Below are 20,424 nucleotides of genomic sequence, written 5' to 3'. Positions count from 1 at the left end.
AGAGTATAACAAAAAAACCCATGACATTAATGTGGCATGGGTTTTTTGCTGTTTAATTATTGGAGTAAATCTAGAGATATGGACTCACTGAACTGACGGCATTTTTTGAGTGGTCATGCATGATTGTTCGTGCTAGTTCAACATCACGATCTAAGACTGCTTTCATTAACGCTTCATGTTCTCCACCATCATGATAACGGTTTTCGCTATCACGAGATTGACTTAGCCAAATATGACGATAACGCTTAAGTTGCTCATAAATATCAAGGTAAAGATCAAGTAATACCGGAGAATTACTGCCCGATAAAATAGCAATATGAAAATCACCATGACGCTGTTCCCACTCAGAAAGATCAGCGTTATCAGAGGTTGGATTAAGGCGGCTTAATTTATGGTAACTGGTGAGAATATTAAGTTCCCAAGCCTCATCACCTTGTAAAATGGCTTTTTTTAATAATTCATGTGAAATTAATTGGTGAGCATTAAAAAGATCTGTTAGTTCTTCCACAGAAACAGGCGCTACCCAGCAACCTTTTTGTGGGGCAAATTTAACATACTTTTTCCACGATAATTGGACTAAGGCTTCACGAATAGGTGATGCACCGACTTGATAGTGTTCTTTCAAATCAGCAACAACAAGTTTTTGTCCTGGCGTCAATTTGCCAAGCAAAATATCTTGTCGTATGACCTCCATAATTTTATTCGTTTGCGTAGGACTGGACACGGTTTCCCTCTTTGTTGTTATATTTATTCGACAGCATCCAAACACAACTTTTGTTGAAAGTTATTAATGCATGAATGTCTATTGATTAGAAGTATAACTGGCTTTGTTTGTTGCTTAAACATTAAAGAGGGTGATAAACAATGATTAAAATGGATTGATGGCGGGAATATTACTATTGTTAGGTATTGATTTATAAAATAACAATATGAACTATGTTTTATGGTTGTTATTTTATAAATAATAACGGTGTTACAAAGAATATCGGAATATGAAGGACGCTACAATTACAATTACCGATGAATAAAAAGGGAGCCGAAGCTCCCTTTTTTAGTGTCTATTTACGAACAATTATAGTACGTGAACAGATGCAGTGTTGGTTGTGCCTGAAGCAACTAGTGCGCCAGAAACCATAACAACGATATCGCCTTTAGCACCTAGGCCAGTTTCAAGAGCTAACTCTTTACCGCGTAGGTAGAATGCATCAGTACTGTCGATTGCATCAACAATAACAGGTGTAACACCTTTAGAAAGACATAGTTGAGCCGCTGTCTTAGTATTTGTTGTTACAGCAAGGATACGTGCTGTTGGGAAGTACTTACGGATTGAACGAGCAGATTTACCAGCTTCAGTTGCAACGATGATTAGCGGAGCATTTAGTTTCTCTGCTGTGTCAACTGCACCTTTACATACCGCTTCAGTAATACGTAGACGTGGGCTATCTAGACGTGAACCTAGCTCAGCTTTAAGTACTTTATCTGTACGTGCACAGATTTGCGCCATGATAGTTACAGCTTCGATTGGGTATTTACCCTTAGCTGATTCACCAGAAAGCATTACTGCATCAGTACCATCCATGATTGCGTTAGCAACGTCACCCGCTTCTGCGCGTGTTGGACGTGGGTTCTTGATCATTGAATCAAGCATTTGTGTTGCAGTGATAACTACTTTACGAGCGCGGTTACACTTCTCGATCATCATCTTTTGAGCAAAGATAACTTCTTCAACTGGAATCTCAACACCAAGGTCACCACGAGCAACCATGATACCGTCAGATGCTTCAAGAATAGCGTCAAAGTTATCAACACCTTCTTGGTTTTCGATCTTAGAGATGATTTGAATGTCAGCGCCGCCGTTTGCTTCTAGTAGCGCGCGGATTTCTAGTACGTCTTCAGCCTTACGGATAAAAGATGCAGCAACAAAATCAACGCCTTGCTCACAACCAAATTTAAGGTCAGCTTTATCTTTTTCAGCAAGAGCTGGAAGTTTTACAGAAACGCCAGGAAGGTTAACACCTTTGTTTTCGCCTAGGTCACCGCTGTTAAGTACTTTACACTTAACTTCAGTTTCTGTTGTTTCCAACACTTCCATTTCAATTAGACCATCGTCTACTAGGATAATGTTGCCTTTTGCTAGATCTTTAGCAAAACCAGGGTAAGTCACTGCCACACGGTCTTGATTACCGACTACAGATGTATCTGTTGTGAAAGTGAAATCTTGACCAGCTACTAGAGTGAAGTCATTGCCACCTTCTAGTTTGATAGTACGAATTTCAGGACCTTTAGTATCTAGCAAAATTGCTAGTTCTTTGCCTGTGTTAGCCATAACTTCACGTAGGTTAGTGATACGCTGACCGTGTTCTTCGAAGTCACCGTGTGAGAAGTTAAGACGCATTACGTTCATACCAGCGTTAGCTAGTTTAGTAAGCATTTCTACAGATTCAGTTTTTGGTCCAATCGTACATACGATCTTGGTCTTTTTCATTGAGGATACTCTCCGGACGAACTTTTTACCCAAGGGAAAATTAACATTAATCATGATCAGATCATCAACATGTTGTTAAGAGCTGATAGTGAGTAATGAATAAATAAAAAACGCTTTAAATATTACTTTAAAAAAGCGTTAGTGCGCTTTTGTAAAGTTCATCTCTAGGTGATCTTAAGCGGCATCAAATATATTGTTGTTATTATTGAACAAGTAGATAAATGCCTTTGCAACATTGATTGTAACCCTAATATTCAAGCGCAGGATTATAGCAGATATTCCACCATTTGGCACCCTGAGATATAGCTGTTCATTGTCAATGTCATGTGTGACATAAAAATGATGATTATGTGGAAAAATAAAAACAAAGCTTTGCTATTTATCAAGTGTCGGTGTGTTTTATGAATTTTTTGTGGTGTTGTTACTGAGAAAAATAGGAAGAGGGCTGAAACTTTCATGAAGCCCAAACGAAAAAAAGCTGAAGTAAAAATACTTCAGCTTTTTCGAATTTGGTGGCCCCTCCCAGACTTGAACTGGGGACCAAGCGATTATGAGTCGCCTGCTCTAACCACTGAGCTAAGGGGCCATATGCGGCAAATTATAGGGGATGGTGTCGCACTTGTCTAGCGATTAACGCCGAAAATTTGTTTGTTTTTTCAACAGTTAGATAAGTTTTATGGACTTGTTCACAGTTCAATGTTGCTATTGCCGATAATAAAAAAGCGAGCTCAAGGCTCGCTTTTTTTCGATAATGCTATCGGGTTTACTTATTCATCAAGGAAACTACGAAGCACATCTGAACGGCTTGGGTGACGTAATTTACGTAGTGCCTTTGCTTCAATCTGACGAATACGCTCACGAGTAACATCAAATTGCTTACCCACTTCTTCTAGCGTGTGGTCGGTATTCATATCGATACCAAAACGCATACGAAGTACTTTTGCTTCACGAGGCGTTAGCCCAGCAAGTACGTCGTTAGTTGCGGCACGCAAGTTAGTTGCTGTTGCTGCATCCATTGGAAGTTGAAGTGTTGTATCTTCAATGAAATCACCTAGGTGTGAATCTTCATCATCACCGATAGGGGTTTCCATTGAGATTGGCTCTTTCGCAATTTTCAGTACCTTGCGGATTTTGTCTTCCGGCATTTGCATGCGTTCAGCCAATTCTTCAGGTAATGGCTCACGGCCCATCTCTTGTAGCATCTGACGTGAGATGCGGTTCAATTTGTTGATGGTTTCAATCATGTGCACAGGGATACGAATAGTACGTGCCTGGTCTGCGATTGAACGTGTGATTGCCTGACGGATCCACCATGTTGCGTAAGTTGAGAATTTGTAACCACGACGGTATTCAAATTTATCAACCGCTTTCATTAGACCAATGTTACCTTCTTGGATTAGATCCAAGAACTGCAAACCACGGTTGGTGTACTTCTTCGCGATAGAAATAACCAGACGTAAGTTAGCTTCAACCATCTCTTTTTTCGCACGGCGCGCTTTTGCTTCACCGATAGACATACGACGGCTGATGTCTTTAATACGTTCGATTGAAAGACCTGTTTCTTGCTCAAGAATGCGTAGCTTTAACGTTGAACGACGAAGATCTTCTTCATAATTCTTTAAACGTTCAGCGTAAGGCTTACCTGAGTTAAGTGCAGTGTCGATCCAATCACTGTTTGATTCATTGCCTGCAAATAAGCTAATGAACGTTTTCTTTGGCATTTTGCTGTTATCAACACACATACGCATGATAAGACGCTCATTAGTGCGTACTTTATCCATTGAGTCACGTAGTGAGCTAACTAGACGATCAAATTGCTTTGGAATCAGACGGAATTGCTTGAAGATTTCTGACAATTCTTCAACGGCAACTTCAGTTGTCGCGTGCTGACGACCATTAGTGTTAATGGCTAAAGCCATTTTTTCATAAGATTGGCGAAGTTCTAAGAACTTTTCACGCGCCAATTCTGGGTCGATGCTGCCATCGTCTTCTTCTTCTTCAGCGCCATCTTCGTCATCGTCATCGTCACCGTCTTCAAGATCTTTATCTTCATCTGCAAGATCGGTTTCGCTTAATTCTGAGCCAATGTGTGTTGCTGTTGGCGCTGCAGTAGCTTCTTCGTTTGGATCAACAAAGCCTGAAATGATATCAGTTAGACGAAGTTCATCGGCTTCAACTTTGTCAAACTGCTCAAGTAAATGAGCGATTGCTGAAGGGTATTCAGCAACAGAGCATTGAACTTGGTTAATACCATCTTCAATGCGTTTTGCGATATCAATTTCGCCTTCGCGAGTAAGTAGTTCAACCGTGCCCATTTCACGCATGTACATGCGTACTGGGTCTGTTGTGCGACCGATCTCGCTTTCTACGCTTGATAATGCTTGCGCCGCTGCTTCAATGGCGTCTTCGTCGGCATTATCTTCAGTCATCATGAGTTCATCGGCATCAGGGGCAGTTTCAACTACCTTGATACCCATGTCATTAATCATTTGAATAATGTCTTCAACCTGATCAGAATCAACAATGTCTTCTGGTAGGTGGTCATTTACTTCGGCGTAGGTCAGATAGCCTTGTTCCTTGCCTTTAGCAACAAGTAACTTTAGCTGTGACTGCGGATTTTGCTCCATAGACGGTATCCAACTTCGGGTCTGAGTGATAATTTAGTATGCAGAGTTGCAAACCAGTCATTATAACAAATTTCTTAATTGTTGACTACTTATTAGGCAGGACGATCCAGTAATAAGGATTGTAATTCCTGCTTTTCTTCGACTGATAAGCCGACAGTTCTTGATTTAGTCTGCAACTGTTCAATTTGTTGATTAACACATTGAATAATAATTTTATCCATTGCGTCTAAAAATACATCGAGGCTGTTGTCTTCATCATTTGACAACGGTAGCTCCCACGCGGCAAGCCGTGCCATCATGGCTTCATTTTTGGTGCCACGCCAATATTCTAAAAGCTGTCCAGTGCTAATATTGGGATTGTTTCGGCATTTATCAACTATAGATAGCAATAAATTTAATCCGGCGAGCTCAATAACAGCAAATGCGTCCATATCAAATTCAAGCTGTTGCACAAAGTGTGGGTGTTGAATCAATAATGCGATAACTTCTCGCATTGGTGTACGCTTAATTTGTACTTGGCCTACCGGTTTAGTGATTTGACCATGCTTTGAGAGTAGTTGCTGTAATTGTGCTTCATCAGGTAAGCCGAGTTTTTTACCCAGTAACTCTCTCAAGTATAGTCGCAGAGTGCCACCTGGTACTTTATCAATTAAGGGAACAGCGAGTGTGGTGAGTTTCGCTTTACCTTCACGGCTACTGGTATCAATTTGAAGCATTAAGCTATTAAACAAAAATTCTGATAGCGATGTCGCTGCATCAATGCGTTGTTCAAATTGAGTTTTACCTTCGGCGCGAATACATGAATCTGGATCTTCGCCATCAGGTAAGAACATGAACTTTAGCTGACGACCATCGGTTAGGTAAGGCAATGCTTGTTCCATTGCTCGCCATGCAGCTTCTCGTCCTGCACGGTCACCATCATAACAACACACAACAGTGCTGGTTTGACGGAACAGGCTTTGAATATGATCACCGGTGGTTGAGGTGCCTAACGATGCAACCGCATAATCGACACCAAATTGGGCCAACGCGACGACATCCATATAACCTTCAACTACCATGATCTTTTCAGGTTCACGATGGGTTTGTAGTACTTCATATAATCCATAAAGCTCTCGGCCTTTATGAAAAATATCAGTTTCAGGGGAGTTAAGGTATTTTGGCGTACCATCACCTAATACTCGCCCCCCAAAACCAATCACGCGTCCTCGACGATCATGGATCGGAAACATCACTCGTCCACGGAAGCGGTCATAACGACGACCTTGATCATTTTCGATCAGCATTCCAGTGTTAACAAGTGCTTTTTGCGATTCATTATCACGCCCAAAGCGAGTGCGAACCATGTCCCATTGATCGGGAATAAAACCGATATTGAATTTTTTTACAATATCGCCTGATAAACCACGTCCCTTGAGATAATCAACCGCAACCTGAGCATCTTGCGCCCGTAGTTGTGATTGATAAAACTGTGACACTTGGCCCATGAGTTCATAGTAATTACGTTTATCTGCCGCTTTAGGGCCACGAGATGCATTGGTACCATCGTTTTCTCGTGGTACTTCTAAACCTAGTTGTGAGGCGAGCTCTTCAATAGCATCGACAAACTCTAACCGATCATACTCCATCACGAAATCAAGTACATTGCCATGAACACCGCACCCAAAACAATGATAGAACTGTTTTTCTTGGCTTACCGAAAAAGAGGGTGTTTTTTCGTTATGGAAAGGACAACAGGCACCAAAGTTCTTACCTTGTTTTTTGAGTTTTACGCGCGCGTCAATGACATCGACAATATCGTGTCGAGAGATTAAATCATCAATAAATGAACGCGGTATTTTTCCTGCCATAACAAAGCAAACAACCTAGAGTAAACAAAAAGAGTAACGGTTGAACCGTTAAAAGTGGGGATTGTCAGATACAAACAAGCCGCGCATTCCGAAAGAATAACACGGCTTGTTGCAGAATAAGAGGAGTGATTAGCCTAGCTTGATTTTCACCAGCTTGCTAACAATCCCCATATCGGCACGACCCTGAATTTGCGGTTTCAGTACGCCCATAACCTTGCCCATATCTTGCATGTTGACAGCACCTGTCGCAGCAATAGCTTCATCCATCAAAGCAGAGATTTCATCTTCACTTAATGGTTGAGGCATAAATTCTGCTAAGACGCTGATTTCAGCATGTTCAATATCAGCAAGATCTTGACGGCCTGCAGCTTCATACTGCGCTACAGAGTCACGACGTTGCTTCACCATTTTGGTCAAAACTACCAATACGTCATCATCGGAAAGAGTGATCTTTTCGTCAACTTCGCGTTGTTTAATTGCAGCAAGAACCAAACGGATAGCACCAAGACGAGGTTTATCCTTCGCCTTCATCGCCGCTATTTGTTCGCCTTTAAGACGTTCAATAAGAGTCATTACGCGATCCTTCTGTTTAATAATCTAACGATTAGTACAGACGAACGCGACGCGCGTTTTCGCGAGCCAATTTCTTCAGGTGACGCTTAACTGCCGCTGCTTTAGCACGCTTACGTACAGTTGTTGGCTTTTCGAAGTGCTCACGACGACGAACTTCAGAAAGGATACCTGCTTTTTCGCAAGAGCGCTTGAAACGACGTAGTGCTACGTCAAACGGTTCGTTTTCACGTACTTTGATTACTGGCATGTAATACTCACCTCAGAGTGATTCGGTTTAATACTGACGTTCAAAGTGTCAGATGATTAAAATGGTGCGAAATTCTAATCTGATTTGGGGGTATTTGTAAAGCATTCTACGCCTATGAACTGGTTAATTTGTGTTAACAGCGGTAACATGGCATCCAATTACTCCCTTATAAACCTGTATGAATTATCGGTTGTTGTTGAAACTAGGCTGATTTTTTAGATTAGGTCCCAGAATAGTATAGAGGCTGTTATGCGTATATTGGGCATTGAGACCTCCTGTGATGAAACAGGTATCGCAATTTTTGATGATGAAAAAGGTTTATTGGCACATGAACTTTACAGTCAAGTAAAGTTACATGCTGATTACGGTGGTGTTGTTCCTGAGTTAGCGTCACGTGATCATGTTAAAAAAACCATTCCCTTAATTACGGCAACCTTGGCTGCTGCGGGCTTAACGCCAGACGATCTTGACGGTGTTGCGTACACTGCTGGTCCTGGTCTTGTTGGCGCGCTACTAGTGGGCGCAACAATTGGTCGTAGTTTAGCTTATGCATGGGATTTACCTGCGGTTGCCGTACACCATATGGAAGGTCATCTACTCGCACCAATGTTAGAAGATAATCCACCTGAATTTCCTTTTGTGGCATTGCTGGTTTCTGGCGGACATACCATGATGGTAGATGTGCGTGGTATTGGTGATTATAAAATTCTTGGTGAGTCAGTGGATGACGCCGCGGGTGAAGCTTTTGATAAAACAGCGAAGATGATGGGGCTTGATTACCCTGGTGGTCCGTTACTGTCTAAAATGGCTGAACAAGGTACGCCGGGACGATTTAAGTTCCCACGTCCAATGACAGATCGCCCAGGTCTTGATTTTAGTTTTTCAGGATTAAAAACATTTGCGGCGAATACGATTCGGGGCAATGATGATGATCCACAAACACGTGCTGATATTGCGTATGCGTTCCAAGACGCTGTTGTTGATACGTTAGCGATAAAATGTAAGCGTGCATTAAAGCAAACGGGCTATAAGCGCCTAGTGATTGCTGGCGGCGTAAGTGCAAATAAATCATTACGTCAACAGCTTGAAACCTTGATGAAAGGCATGCATGGCCAAGTGTTTTATCCACGTACTGAATTTTGTACCGATAATGGTGCGATGATTGCTTATGCTGGTATGCAACGTCTAAAGAATAATGAATTGATGGATCTTGGTGTTAAGGTTTATCCACGTTGGCCTATCGATCAACTGAAGCCTGTTGCTTAGTAATAAATATGCATTAATTCAAACAAAAAGCGAGAACATATGTTCTCGCTTTTTTTGTGTTTTTTTCTGTGTATTTATTGCTTTTCGTTACTTTTTCGGGCAAATTTCTGCCATATTTTTGTTTCGTCACCGTCGAGTAAACGACGAATATTATCTTGATGACGAAAGATAATTAAGCAAGACAGCATCGCGACGGGCATGGTGTATTCAGGTTTGACCATCCATGTCATCAGTGGTGCAACAAGGGCGGTAATTAACGATGCGAGAGATGAATAGCCGGTTAATGTCAGTGCTGATATCCAAATAATAATTAAACCACCACTGAGATCCCAGCCGATAGGGGCTAATGCACCAAGTGCGGTAGCGACCCCTTTACCACCTTGAAAATGGAAGAAGATAGGGTAGATATGACCAAGGCAAGCTGCGATGCCTATGATGCCTAATAGGAAAGGATTTAAGCCTAAAAAGTAGCTTAACCAAACAGGAATCATGCCTTTTAAAATATCAGCAACTAAGACTAATATTGCGGCCGTTTTACCTCCGAGGCGAAGGACATTGGTTGCGCCCGGATTGAGTGAGCCATGGGTACGAGGATCTGGAAAGTGGTACAGTTTTGAAATTAATACTGCACTGGAAATAGATCCTAATAGATAAGCCGCAATGATCATCAGTAACGCTAATGGTGTCATGCAATATCCCGGTTATTTGAAAGATAAGTGGCATTCTTTATTGCCGCTAAATGTTAGCTGGATCTTATCTTGATCAATATTGGTACTGATAAATATCAGCGTGTTTATGGCTGTGATATAGTCATAATTATGGTCAGCATTCAATGTGTTGTTGACCAGTTAGCAGGTGTTTTCGCTAACTTATATAGCCTGATAATACGCGTTTTTGTGTGTATTAGGTATCCGACCTCTATCAAAATTAGCGATTAAATATGGACACGGTATTTATAGAACAACTTGAAGTTATCGCCACTATTGGAGTGTATGACTGGGAACAAAAAATTAAGCAAAAATTAGTATTAGATTTAGAGATGGCTCACGATAATCGTCCTGCAGCCATAGCGGATGATGTTAATTTAGCGTTAGATTACTCAATGGTTAGTACTGCGGTTACTGAACATATTACTCAAGGGCGTTTTTTGTTAGTTGAACGCGTTGCAGAAGATATTGCTACTTTGATCATGACGCGCTTTGCAGTGCCATGGATTAAAGTGCGCGTGACCAAACCGAGCGCCATTGCTAATGCCGCTGGCGTTGGGGTTCAGATCGAACGAGGCATTAAGTAGTGATCACCGCTTATATCAGCATTGGCAGCAATATTGATCGCGAACATTACTTACCCGCTGGCGTCAAGGCGGTGGCGCAGTTAGCGAGTTCATGGCGTATGTCACGTATTTTTGAAGCAGAACCTGTTGGTTTTAACGGTGATAATTTCTTTAATAGTGTCATTGAAATAAAAACGTCATTGTCATTAGCGACTCTGCAGCAATCACTAAAAGAGATTGAACGGCAATTAGGACGACCTGAAAATACCCAAAAAAATCAAAGTCGTACAATTGATCTCGATATTTTACTTTATGGTGACGTAGTTTGTGAGTGCTCACCTACAATACCTCGGTCTGATCTGTATAAATTTGCCTTTGTGCTTTGGCCAATGAGTGAATTATGTCCTGAGTTAGTTATTCCCGGACAGCAACAGACGATTGCGGAGTTATGGCAAAAATTTTCACCTCAACAGTCATTATGGCCTGTTGAATAAAATATTACTTATAGCGATATATAACCTAAATTAAGGATAATGAATGAGTCACTTTGAAGCGATTATGCTTGCCCTGTTACAGGGATTAACAGAGTTTTTACCTGTATCGAGTTCTGCCCATCTTATTTTACCGTCAGAAATATTGGGCTGGTCAGATCAAGGGTTGGCATTTGATGTTGCGGTGCATGTAGGAACATTATTAGCGGTAATGATTTATTTCCGTAAAGAAGTTGTTACGCTACTTAGCGCATGGCTAGCTTCAATTTTTAAACGTCAACATAATGCTGAATCTAAATTAGCATGGATGATTGTTATTTCAACCATTCCAGCCTGTATTTTTGGCTTGTTGATGAAAGACTTCATCGAGATGTATTTGCGTTCTGCGTGGGTTATTGCTTGTACAACTATTATTTTCGGCTTGCTGTTATGGTGGGTTGATAAACATGCTAAGCAGACTGACAATGAATATCAAACCACATGGAAAAGTGCGGTCTTAATCGGTTTAGCCCAAGCTGCCGCTATCATTCCTGGTACGTCTCGCTCTGGTGCAACCATGACAGCCGCTCTATATCTTGGCTTTACTCGTGAAGCAGCGGCACGATTCTCATTCTTAATGTCGATACCTATTATTTTGCTTGCGGGCGGGTATTTAGGTCTTAAACTGGTAACCGGCACTGAGCCGATTGATATCAGTAATCTAAGTATTGGTATTGCGGTTTCGTTTGTTAGTGCATATGCATGTATTCACGTGTTCTTAAAATTAGTGACACGTTTAGGTATGACGCCATTTGTTATCTACCGTTTAATATTAGGTGCTGGTTTATTCCTATTTTTATTATCTAAATAATTTTAGAATAAACGTGTTACAAAAAAGCCGACTTTATGTCGGCTTTTTTATTGCTGTAGATTAGGTGCGTGTACGCTGTAAATATTCATCAACAGCGAGGGTGCGGGCTTGCGTTAATTGCTGTTTGATTTCAGCGCCAATGAACCCTGCGGCAATAATCGGGGCGACAGGGACTGCTTGAGCGATATCAAAAGCAGCAATGGTGATGTCTGCTTGTGGATAGACCGTTGCTTCTAAACCGTGGCGACCGCGAGCATCAGCACGACAACATATGGCCAGTTGCTCAATGCGATGGGGTTTTCGCCATGCATCTATTTGATCAAATATCGAAATAAAAGTGCTGGCGCGCATTTCTTGTGCATGGTGGATCTTGGTATGTTGAGCACAAACTAACAGTGCTAAATCACGATAATCATTTGGTACTTTTATTCGCTGACATAACTGTTTGATTGGCTTAATACCATCACGGCAATGGGTCTTATGGTGAGGTAAATCATCTTTAGGGGAAAGTGCTTTACCAAGATCATGTACTTGGGCAGCAAAACGAATGATTGTATCATCGCTGAGTACAGCTGCTTGTTTTGCGACAAGCAACGTATGGATACCACAATCGATTTCAGGATGCCATTTTACGGGTTGTGGTATGCCAAATAACGCATCGATTTCAGGCATAATTACCGCTAAAGCACCACACTGACGTAATACGCTTAAAAAGACCTGTGGATCATTGCTTGAAAGTGATTTGTGCCACTCAAGCCATACTCGCTCTGGGGTTAGGTTGGCTAATTCACCACTGACGACAATTTCTTGCATTAATGCCATGGTTTCGGCAGCAATAGTAAAGCCTAAGTGAGCAAAACGAGCGGCAAAACGGGCGACGCGTAATACGCGCAATGGATCTTCGCTAAATGCAGGTGAAACATGACGTAAGATCTTATGTTCTAGATCATATTGACCATGGTATGGATCGATGAGTTGCCCTTGTTGATCTTGGGCAATAGCATTGATGGTTAAATCACGTCGTAATAGATCTTGTTCAAGGGTAACATCGGCAGCGGCATAACAGCTAAAGCCAGTGTAACCATGGCCTGATTTACGCTCGGTACGTGCGAGGGCATATTCTTGTTTGGTTCGAGGATGAAGAAAAACGGGAAAATCACTGCCAATTTGCTCATAACCTAATTCAAGCATGGCCGTTGGTGTGGTGCCAACAACAACCCAGTCTTGATCTGTTATAGGTAAGCCTAATAAAGTGTCGCGAACAGCACCACCGACAAGATAGGTTTGCAATGAAGACTCCTTAATACCACGCGGGGCTAATAGTTGTAGATCACAATGAAAAAGTCACCATTATCACAGCATGATAATGTTAATCGGTATTATTTTGTTAACCAATATACACTGGTTTGTTGATGTCATCATAATAGCAAATATCGCTCAGCAATGAGAGTTTGTCAGTACTAAGTATTTTTATGTTGTTGATGATGTTATCGATAATTTATTCCTAAATAATTTTAAGTATTAGAGTATAGATATGTACCAAGATTTTTTTGGCATAAATGAAGCACCATTTTCAATTGTGCCAAGTGCCCGTTTTCTCTACCTCAGTGAGCGTCATCGAGAAGCATTAACGCATATGCTATCAGGACTCACCGATGGTGGTGGTTTTGGCTTATTAACGGGGGAAGTGGGGACAGGAAAAACAACGGTATTGCGGGCGATGATTTCACGATTACCGCAACAAGCGCAAGTGGCGGTGATCCTCAATCCGGCGTTATCATCACATGATTTATTGGCCACTATTTGTGATGAATTAGGGCTATCTTATCGCGACGAAGCCAGTTTCAAGCAATTAACCGATATTATTTATCAGCATCTTATTGCTAATCATGCTGCGGGTCGGCAGACACTATTGTTAGTCGATGAAGCCCAACATTTGATGCCTGATGTGCTAGAACAATTACGATTATTGACTAATTTAGAAACCGATAGCCGTAAATTATTAAAAGTTGTTTTGATTGGCCAGCCTGAATTACAGCAGCTATTACAACAAGAACGCTTACGCCAATTAGCACAGCGGATCACTTCCCGTTACCATTTGCTGCCATTGACCGAAACGGAAGTCAGTGAATATATTCATTACCGTCTTAATGCGGTTGATTGTTTATATTCGGTATTCAATGCCAGTATTGTCAGTTATATCGCTAAACAAACGCAGGGAGTACCTCGGTTAATTAACTTGGTGTGTGATAAATCGATGCAGTTAGCCTGTCAGGGTGGTACTCACAGTGTGACCAAGGCAATGGCGGTTCAAGCCTGTGAAGATATATTGAGTTGGCAAGTACCATCAGTCACTTCGTCACGTTCAAGCTTAGCATGGCTGCCATGGACAATCGCAGCGGCACTGTGTGGCGTGATGGCGACAGTGACGTGGCAATATTGGCCTCAAACACCCACATCAGCATTATCTTTAACTACGGTATCTTCTTCACCTGCGGTAACACCGAATACGGCACCGTTAAAAAAGGCCGTCGTCAGCACTGAAATTCGATTAGTGACCGCCATTAATGATAGCCGTAATCAACGTAATGCCATGCAAAGTCTGTATAAATTATGGGGTTTTGATACTGCATTAAATCAAGCAACGTGTGCGACTAGCGCTCGAATCGCATTGACGTGTTTTTCTGGTTCAACGACATTAACGCGCTTAGGATTAATTAATCGACCAGTGATCGTAACCCTTAAAGATGGTCAACAGCAGCCTTTCTATGCGGTTGTGTATGCAATTACGAGTGATCGAATTGAATTATTGCTAGATAAACAACGTATTTCAGTGACACCTGCATGGTTTGAAGCGCGTTGGAGTGGCCACTTTAGTTTGCTATGGCGTCCACCACTAGGCGATAAAACCACGATTCGTTTTGGTCAAAGTGGCGCACGAGTCGCATGGTTAAATCAACAATTAAATGCTTTCTTAGGTGATGATGGCCCACAGGTGAGTTATTTTAATCAAACGATCCTTGATAAATTACGCCGTTTTCAACGGGCACAAGATATTGCCGCAGATGGTATTGCTGGCCCAATGACGCTAATGATCCTTGATTCCGCACTTAATCTTCCTGGGCCTACGTTACAACCGGAGCAAGCCTAATGTCTCAGTTATTAACGGCATTAAAACAATCAGATAAAAATAATGCTAGCCAATCAAGTGTTGGTCATGCTGATGGAGAGATGGTGAAAATTGTCCATCCAATGCGGGCAGTTAAAGCTCAACAATCTCGAGTGAAGTGGGTGATGCCGATTATTATTGCATTGTTACCTGCAGCTTCGATTGTGGCATATAAAGTTTATCAGCAACAAATTGTTGGTGTAACGGCAGCTACAACACATCAATCTTCATTAGTAACCGCCGCATTACCGCCATCGGTATTGCAAGCACCTAAGCTACAAGCGTTAGATACCCCCTCTGCGGCGGTAAATGCTGAGGTTATTTTTATGACGTATCCCGATATTGTGACAGAGCCATTGCCCATCAATGATGGTTTATATGTGGCCTCACCTGCGTATCAGTCACCGTCAAATGTTGAGGAGCATAATAGTGAACCGCGCGAGCAAGATCGAGATCTTGGCCCAAGTGATGATCTGCCACACAATACTGCTCAACATGTTATTAAAGCGACATCAACTAACGATGATCCTTACAAGTTGGATAACCTTGATTTGTCGGCTCTATCACCAGACATCGCAGCGAAGTTAAAATCAGCTATTGTCGCGACGACGGGGGAGCACTATCAAGATAGCGAGGTTGATCGTAGTAACGCCGATCGTAATGCGATCAAGCCTCACTCAACAGTGACTAAAACGCCAAAAAGCAAAGTGATTCCGATTGGTTTATTACCTGCAGCAGTGCAGCAACAGCTGCCTAAGATGAATTTTAATCAGCATATTTACTCTTCTACACCAGCTAAACGTTGGGTTAAAGTCAACGGTAATGAACGCCATCAGGGAGATATGATTGCTCCTGGCGTGAAGTTGGTCAAGATTGAATCACGAGATGTTATTCTAACATTTGATGGTTATGAAATTAGCATGCCAGCGCTATCTGAATGGTAATTAGCGTGAAGTAAAAATCAAAAAAAGGCAGCCAATTGGCTGCCTTTTTAGTGATATTGATTGTCTTATAATATAAATACTGAGTTAGGAATACTTATGCCCAGCCATTAGCCCGCTTACGACGACGCGGTGTGATATGTGGTAGTATTAATCCTAGTAGCAAACCAATACCAGCAACTACGCCACCATAGGTAAACCATTTCATTAATAAATCATCTTTTTGAGTGTCAATTTTTGCTCGTAAACTGCGCACTTCGTCTTGAGCTATTGTTAGCTCATTTTGTAATTGCGTATTACGTGTTTCTAATTTATTAATCTGACTATTACGCTGAGCTAAGGCACTATTTAAATCACTGTGTTTATTATCATTGGTTGTCAGTGCTTCTGCTAGTCTGGCTTTAACTGTGGTTAATTCCGTTTCAAGTACGGGCAGGCGTTCTTGCAGTGCAACATCAGTTGAAATGAATTTAGATTCAACCCAGCCAGTACGACCTTTCGCATCTTTAATACGACTATAACCGTTATCTTTTTCTAATAGCGTAACGGGTGAGCCAGCATTAACACTACCGACAATACGGTATTGGCTGCCAGGGCCTTTTAATAAATAAGTAAATAAGTTGTCAGAAATATAATGGGCTTGTTCAGCATTAGCTATTGGGCTAATTAGTGTCAAACAGAACAAAAAAAAGCTTATGAGGTGCTTCACTATCGAATCCTTGATGAACCTGAAATGGTTAGAGATCGGATAGTAAGGGCTTTAAAGAAAGGGAGCAAGAAAAGAGAGAGGGGGAGACCTCTCTCTTTGAACTCTGCCACTATTTAACTAAAAAGTGCTTGTATAATGTAGAAGAAAATGACAGCAAGGAATGCACCTGCTGGCAATGTTACAATCCACGAAGCAACGATGTTGCGAACAACACCTAGGTTAAGAGCAGCAATGCCGCGAGCAAAACCAACACCCAATACTGCACCAACCAGTGTTTGTGTAGTTGAGATTGGTAAACCCGTACCTGATGCTAGTACAACAGTCGATGCTGTTGCTAACTGAGCAGCAAAACCACGGCTCGGTGTTAACTCAGTGATGCCTGTACCTACGGTAGCCATTACTTTATGACCAAGAGTAGCTAGACCGATGACGATACCAATACCACCTAGTGGAAGGATCCACCATGCGATTTGGCTTTGAGCTGCAATTTGTCCAGAATTCTCAATTGTTGAAACAACTGCTGATAGAGGACCGATCGCATTTGCTACGTCGTTTGAACCATGGGCAAATGCCATCGCACACGCAGTAACAACCATCAATACGCTAAATACACTTTCAACACCGGCATAACCGTTGCTATCTACAAGATCGTCATCAGCATACTTACGCTGAATGTAGAAGTAACCTACAACCATAACGACAAATGAAATAGCAATCGATGCAATCCAAGCTTCACCCGTTGTTAGATGCAAACCGATATGTTTCAGACCTTTCTTAATTGTTACCAATGCAATGACCATCGCTGTGATAAACATATAGACCGGAACGAAACGTTTTGCATTTGCCATTGGGTTATCAGTATCAAAGATTAATCTTTGAGCACTGATGAATATCAGATACGCAAATATACCAGCAATAAACGGTGTAATTAACCAGCTACCCACAATACCTTGGATTGAATGCCAATCCACTGCATTGGTGCCAACTGACACACAAGCAAAACCGATGATAGCACCGATAATTGAGTGTGTTGTTGAAACAGGCCAGCCCATAAAAGAAGCGACAAGTAGCCATGTACCAGCAGCAAGAAGCGCTGACATCATGCCAAAAACTAGGGTTTCAGGGTGGGCTGCATATAGAGAAGTTTCGATAACACCCTTACGAATAGTATCGGTAACTTCACCACCTGCAAGATAAGCACCTGCAAATTCAAAAATCATCGCGATGATGATCGCTTGTTTTACTGTAAGTGCTTTTGAACCAACTGAAGTACCCATGGCATTGGCAACATCATTTGCACCAATACCAATCGCCATCAAAAGACCAAAAAAAGCTGCCACTCCGATTAATAGAGTGCCGTAGTTAGCCAGGATTTCCATTGTAAAACCTTGTTTTGTTAAATTCCCGTTATTAAGAACGCGAGAGCATAATTTCTAAACGTGAGCCGACCCGCTGTGCTTGATCAGCAATTGCGCCTACCCACTCGAGAATTTTGTACAGGAACATGACATCCACCGGGCTGTGTTGGTCTTCGATGGACATTAATTGTTGACGTAAGACTATCTGCATAGCATCGGTATCGTCTTCGATAACATCTAGCTGATTAATCATTTCGGCAACAAGTGTCACTTCTCTGCCTTTGAAACCAGTTTCGAGTAATTCATCCAATTCATTGATTACACGGCGAGCTTGATCAGCCGCGTCTAAGCAACGTTGAATATATGCCACGAAGTCTGGGTACATGATAGCAGGCATTTGTAGCTTACGACCTAAGACTCGACCAGCGATATCTTTAGAGAGGTTAGCGAGTTTGTCCTGCTGGGTTAACAGTCCTAACATATCAGTACGATCTACTGGCATGAAAAGACCACGAGGAAGCTTCAGACGGATCTCACGCTTGAGTACATCCGCATCTTTTTCAAGTTGCGATATCTGTTCGCGTAAAACGGCCGCCTTTTCCCAATCTCCAGCATTACATGCCTCGAAGAACGGGATAAGCAGATCACAACACTCAGTTACGCGAATAACATGGCGTTGTAGTGGTTTGATTGGGGATTTTGCAAAGAGCCCCATTATTGTATTTACTGGCATAGCCGATCAACCTAAAGAGCGCCCGAATAAGGCTAAATCTTGAGCGATGGTCATTGAATCGCGCATTTTAACGTATTAAAGAGTATAGTGGAACTAGTTTTGATCAAGGTTTTATTGATATTTCTCACTTGCCCTTGAGTGAATAAGCAAATATCCTTGGTTTGCCACCGTTTATAGGTATAACTATGGAAACCGAGATAGAACTGAAGTTTTTTGTCTTACCAGAATTTTCAACTCAGCTGGTGGAAAAAATTTCCGCAGCTAAAATTCTGCAACAGAGCCGTCGAGAGTTGGGTAATATTTACTTTGACACTCCCGATCAAGTATTGCGCCAGCATGATATCGGTTTACGTATTCGTCGTTTTGATGATGTGTTTGTTCAAACATTAAAAACCGCAGGCCGTGTTGTTGCTGGATTACATCAGCGTCCTGAATACAATGTTGAAGTGAATAGTACGGCACCAAGTTTAGCGCTTCATCCCGCAGATGCTTGGCCTCACGACTTTGATATTGTTGCTGTTCAGCAGCAAATTCAGCCATTATTTAGTACTGATTTTACTCGCCAGCAATGGTTAGTGGCAATGCCAGATGGTAGCCAAATTGAATTAGCATTTGATCATGGTGAAGTGAGTGTTGATGATAAACGCTCGCCAATTTGTGAAGTAGAACTAGAGCTTAAATCGGGTCAGACAGACGCTTTATTCACTTTAGCGCGTGAATTATGTGTTGATGGTGGAATGCGGTTAGGTAATCTTAGCAAGGCTGCTCGTGGCTACCGACTTGCTGCTGATTATCAAGGCGATCCTATCAAGCCATTAGTTTTTGTTAATACTACACTTCAAGATTCGGTTGAATCTGCGTTCATTAATACACTTGAACATGCGTTAGAGCACTGGCTGTACCATGAACAGATTTATATGGAACGCCAAGAACCGCAAGCTCTGGTACAAATATCACAAGCGTTAAGCTTATTACGCCAAACTTTTGCAACCTTTGGTGGCATTATTCCGCGTCGTGCAAGTGCCTTATTACGCCAAGAATTACAATGGTTGGAAGGCGAGCTAACGTGGTTAGAAGATGCCAATAGCATTCAAGCGCTGATTGATGATAAAGCCTATGTATTACGTAAGCTGAATGCCCGTAAAGAGTTGCAACAGCAATTAGAGCTACGTTATCAAGAGCTTCCAGATAGTGACGATATGATCCAATTAATGCGTTCTGCGCGTTACTGTGGGTTATTGCTAGATTTAAGCCGCTGGATTTTAAGTCGAGGTTGGCAGCCATTTCTCGACGATAAATCACGCGATAAACTAGCCGCACCAGTGAAAGCATTTGCAGATAATATGCTAACCCGTTCATGGTCTGAATTGCTTGATGTTTTCCCCGCTGAACGCGAACTGAGCCGTATTGATTATCTTGATCAAAAACCACGTTTATTGCGTAATTTGATGAGTGGAATTGCGTTCGCAGGCTTGTATGATGAAGACCGTCGAATCTCTTTTAGAATGCCATGGTTAGATTTATTACAAGGCTTAGAAGACTTACGCGCATTAGAACCTATTCGGCAGTTATTACCTCTATTTGAAGGCGATGACTTAGCGCAAATGCAAAAATGGTTACAACGTCAAGAAGAATCATTATTGCATGCCATGAGTCAGACTCGGCAGATCAGTATAGAGCTAACCCCTTACTGGCCATAATCGTTATGCGTTACATGTAATGAGTTAGTATTAAATATTAACGCCTCGCTTTATGCGGGGCGTTGTTGTATCTACGAGTACAACATGTGGGACAGATCATGTTTTGACGTATCTTTTGAAGGGATGACTAAATATTTACCCGTAAACGTCGA

At 41.8% G+C, this 20,424-nt stretch carries 18 protein-coding genes and 1 tRNA gene; 7 read left to right on the top strand and 12 right to left on the bottom strand.

Annotated features, from left to right (window positions below; genetic code table 11):
* Nucleotides 1–70: 70 nt before the first annotated feature.
* The 7 genes from CZ809_RS16090 to rpsU form a co-directional block, all read right to left on the bottom strand.
* Entirely contained in the window at nucleotides 71–694 is a 624-nt protein-coding gene (locus CZ809_RS16090; protein WP_080158586.1) for an FCD domain-containing protein, read from the bottom strand.
* 378 nt (nucleotides 695–1,072) lie between these two features.
* Entirely contained in the window at nucleotides 1,073–2,485 is a 1,413-nt protein-coding gene (gene pykF, locus CZ809_RS16085; RefSeq protein WP_080158585.1) for a pyruvate kinase PykF, read from the bottom strand.
* 510 nt (nucleotides 2,486–2,995) lie between these two features.
* Nucleotides 2,996–3,071, bottom strand: a tRNA-Ile gene (locus CZ809_RS16080).
* A 181-nt stretch (nucleotides 3,072–3,252) separates the two neighbouring features.
* Nucleotides 3,253–5,112: an RNA polymerase sigma factor RpoD gene (gene rpoD, locus CZ809_RS16075; RefSeq protein WP_080158584.1), complete on the bottom strand. Its 1,860-nt coding sequence runs from the start codon at nucleotides 5,110–5,112 to the stop codon at nucleotides 3,253–3,255.
* A 92-nt stretch (nucleotides 5,113–5,204) separates the two neighbouring features.
* Nucleotides 5,205–6,962, bottom strand: a complete 1,758-nt coding sequence (dnaG, locus tag CZ809_RS16070) for a DNA primase (protein ID WP_080158583.1) — start codon at nucleotides 6,960–6,962, stop codon at nucleotides 5,205–5,207.
* 129 nt (nucleotides 6,963–7,091) lie between these two features.
* Nucleotides 7,092–7,535 (bottom strand): GatB/YqeY domain-containing protein, encoded by a 444-nt coding sequence (locus CZ809_RS16065; RefSeq protein ID WP_080158582.1) that lies wholly within the window; start codon nucleotides 7,533–7,535, stop codon nucleotides 7,092–7,094.
* 31 nt (nucleotides 7,536–7,566) lie between these two features.
* On the bottom strand, nucleotides 7,567–7,782 hold the full coding sequence (gene rpsU, locus CZ809_RS16060; protein WP_005301411.1) for a 30S ribosomal protein S21: 216 nt from the start codon (nucleotides 7,780–7,782) through the stop codon (nucleotides 7,567–7,569).
* Nucleotides 7,783–8,031: 249 nt separating this feature from the next.
* On the opposite strand from rpsU, the gene tsaD reads away from it, so the two are divergent.
* Entirely contained in the window at nucleotides 8,032–9,048 is a 1,017-nt protein-coding gene (tsaD, locus tag CZ809_RS16055) for a tRNA (adenosine(37)-N6)-threonylcarbamoyltransferase complex transferase subunit TsaD (protein WP_080158581.1), read from the top strand.
* Between the two features lie 74 nt (nucleotides 9,049–9,122).
* Here tsaD and plsY read toward each other — a convergent pair whose 3' ends face one another.
* A complete protein-coding gene (gene plsY, locus CZ809_RS16050; RefSeq protein ID WP_080158580.1) occupies nucleotides 9,123–9,737 on the bottom strand; it encodes a glycerol-3-phosphate 1-O-acyltransferase PlsY in 615 nt (204 codons plus the stop codon).
* A 251-nt stretch (nucleotides 9,738–9,988) separates the two neighbouring features.
* On the opposite strand from plsY, the gene folB reads away from it, so the two are divergent.
* The 3 genes from folB to CZ809_RS16035 are packed head-to-tail and all read left to right on the top strand — an operon-like array spanning nucleotide 9,989 to nucleotide 11,662.
* Nucleotides 9,989–10,342 (top strand): dihydroneopterin aldolase, encoded by a 354-nt coding sequence (gene folB / locus CZ809_RS16045; RefSeq protein ID WP_080158579.1) that lies wholly within the window; start codon nucleotides 9,989–9,991, stop codon nucleotides 10,340–10,342.
* A complete protein-coding gene (gene folK, locus CZ809_RS16040) occupies nucleotides 10,342–10,815 on the top strand; it encodes a 2-amino-4-hydroxy-6-hydroxymethyldihydropteridine diphosphokinase (RefSeq protein WP_080158578.1) in 474 nt (157 codons plus the stop codon). Before folB ends, folK begins: the two co-directional genes overlap by 1 nt.
* A 43-nt stretch (nucleotides 10,816–10,858) precedes the next feature.
* Entirely contained in the window at nucleotides 10,859–11,662 is an 804-nt protein-coding gene (locus CZ809_RS16035; protein WP_080158577.1) for an undecaprenyl-diphosphate phosphatase, read from the top strand.
* A 60-nt stretch (nucleotides 11,663–11,722) separates the two neighbouring features.
* Here the strand turns inward: CZ809_RS16035 and CZ809_RS16030 are convergent, their stop codons facing one another.
* A complete protein-coding gene (locus CZ809_RS16030; protein WP_080158576.1) occupies nucleotides 11,723–12,952 on the bottom strand; it encodes a multifunctional CCA addition/repair protein in 1,230 nt (409 codons plus the stop codon).
* 244 nt (nucleotides 12,953–13,196) lie between these two features.
* On the opposite strand from CZ809_RS16030, the gene CZ809_RS16025 reads away from it, so the two are divergent.
* Nucleotides 13,197–14,813 carry an AAA family ATPase gene (locus CZ809_RS16025; RefSeq protein WP_162841609.1) on the top strand — a complete coding sequence of 539 codons (1,617 nt, stop codon included), beginning with the start codon at nucleotides 13,197–13,199 and terminating at the stop codon, nucleotides 14,811–14,813.
* Complete coding sequence (locus tag CZ809_RS16020) at nucleotides 14,813–15,775, top strand: general secretion pathway protein GspB (RefSeq protein WP_080158575.1); 963 nt, start codon at nucleotides 14,813–14,815, stop codon at nucleotides 15,773–15,775. The genes CZ809_RS16025 and CZ809_RS16020 overlap by 1 nt, the downstream gene beginning before the upstream one ends.
* Nucleotides 15,776–15,869: 94 nt before the next feature.
* Here the strand turns inward: CZ809_RS16020 and CZ809_RS16015 are convergent, their stop codons facing one another.
* The 3 genes from CZ809_RS16015 to CZ809_RS16005 all read right to left on the bottom strand — a co-directional run bounded on the left by CZ809_RS16015 (nucleotide 15,870) and on the right by CZ809_RS16005 (nucleotide 18,572).
* Nucleotides 15,870–16,481 carry a TIGR04211 family SH3 domain-containing protein gene (locus CZ809_RS16015; RefSeq protein ID WP_080158574.1) on the bottom strand — a complete coding sequence of 204 codons (612 nt, stop codon included), beginning with the start codon at nucleotides 16,479–16,481 and terminating at the stop codon, nucleotides 15,870–15,872.
* A gap of 113 nt (nucleotides 16,482–16,594) precedes the next feature.
* Entirely contained in the window at nucleotides 16,595–17,860 is a 1,266-nt protein-coding gene (locus tag CZ809_RS16010; protein WP_080158573.1) for an inorganic phosphate transporter, read from the bottom strand.
* Between the two features lie 31 nt (nucleotides 17,861–17,891).
* The gene (locus CZ809_RS16005) at nucleotides 17,892–18,572 is read right to left on the bottom strand and encodes a TIGR00153 family protein (protein ID WP_045027941.1); all 681 of its coding nucleotides are present in this window, start codon (nucleotides 18,570–18,572) and stop codon (nucleotides 17,892–17,894) included.
* A 185-nt stretch (nucleotides 18,573–18,757) separates the two neighbouring features.
* Between CZ809_RS16005 and CZ809_RS16000 the strand changes: the two genes are divergently transcribed.
* Nucleotides 18,758–20,272: a CYTH and CHAD domain-containing protein gene (locus tag CZ809_RS16000; RefSeq protein ID WP_080158572.1), complete on the top strand. Its 1,515-nt coding sequence runs from the start codon at nucleotides 18,758–18,760 to the stop codon at nucleotides 20,270–20,272.
* Nucleotides 20,273–20,424 lie beyond the last annotated feature (152 nt).

Origin of the sequence: Photobacterium piscicola (assembly GCF_900166965.1) — a bacterium.
GTDB lineage: Bacteria > Pseudomonadota > Gammaproteobacteria > Enterobacterales > Vibrionaceae > Photobacterium > Photobacterium piscicola.
This window is presented reverse-complemented; position numbering and strand designations above follow the sequence as displayed.

What these genes read in the sequence shown, in the direction of transcription:
- CZ809_RS16090 (WP_080158586.1), bottom strand. Translation starts at nt 694, where the DNA reads ATGGAGGTCATACGACAAGATATTTTGCTTGGCAAATTGACGCCAGGA.
- pykF (WP_080158585.1), bottom strand. Translation starts at nt 2,485, where the DNA reads ATGAAAAAGACCAAGATCGTATGTACGATTGGACCAAAAACTGAATCT.
- rpoD (WP_080158584.1), bottom strand. Translation starts at nt 5,112, where the DNA reads ATGGAGCAAAATCCGCAGTCACAGCTAAAGTTACTTGTTGCTAAAGGC.
- dnaG (WP_080158583.1), bottom strand. Translation starts at nt 6,962, where the DNA reads ATGGCAGGAAAAATACCGCGTTCATTTATTGATGATTTAATCTCTCGA.
- CZ809_RS16065 (WP_080158582.1), bottom strand. Translation starts at nt 7,535, where the DNA reads ATGACTCTTATTGAACGTCTTAAAGGCGAACAAATAGCGGCGATGAAG.
- rpsU (WP_005301411.1), bottom strand. Translation starts at nt 7,782, where the DNA reads ATGCCAGTAATCAAAGTACGTGAAAACGAACCGTTTGACGTAGCACTA.
- tsaD (WP_080158581.1), top strand. Translation starts at nt 8,032, where the DNA reads ATGCGTATATTGGGCATTGAGACCTCCTGTGATGAAACAGGTATCGCA.
- plsY (WP_080158580.1), bottom strand. Translation starts at nt 9,737, where the DNA reads ATGACACCATTAGCGTTACTGATGATCATTGCGGCTTATCTATTAGGA.
- folB (WP_080158579.1), top strand. Translation starts at nt 9,989, where the DNA reads ATGGACACGGTATTTATAGAACAACTTGAAGTTATCGCCACTATTGGA.
- CZ809_RS16035 (WP_080158577.1), top strand. Translation starts at nt 10,859, where the DNA reads ATGAGTCACTTTGAAGCGATTATGCTTGCCCTGTTACAGGGATTAACA.
- CZ809_RS16025 (WP_162841609.1), top strand. Translation starts at nt 13,197, where the DNA reads ATGTACCAAGATTTTTTTGGCATAAATGAAGCACCATTTTCAATTGTG.
- CZ809_RS16020 (WP_080158575.1), top strand. Translation starts at nt 14,813, where the DNA reads ATGTCTCAGTTATTAACGGCATTAAAACAATCAGATAAAAATAATGCT.
- CZ809_RS16010 (WP_080158573.1), bottom strand. Translation starts at nt 17,860, where the DNA reads ATGGAAATCCTGGCTAACTACGGCACTCTATTAATCGGAGTGGCAGCT.
- CZ809_RS16005 (WP_045027941.1), bottom strand. Translation starts at nt 18,572, where the DNA reads ATGCCAGTAAATACAATAATGGGGCTCTTTGCAAAATCCCCAATCAAA.
- CZ809_RS16000 (WP_080158572.1), top strand. Translation starts at nt 18,758, where the DNA reads ATGGAAACCGAGATAGAACTGAAGTTTTTTGTCTTACCAGAATTTTCA.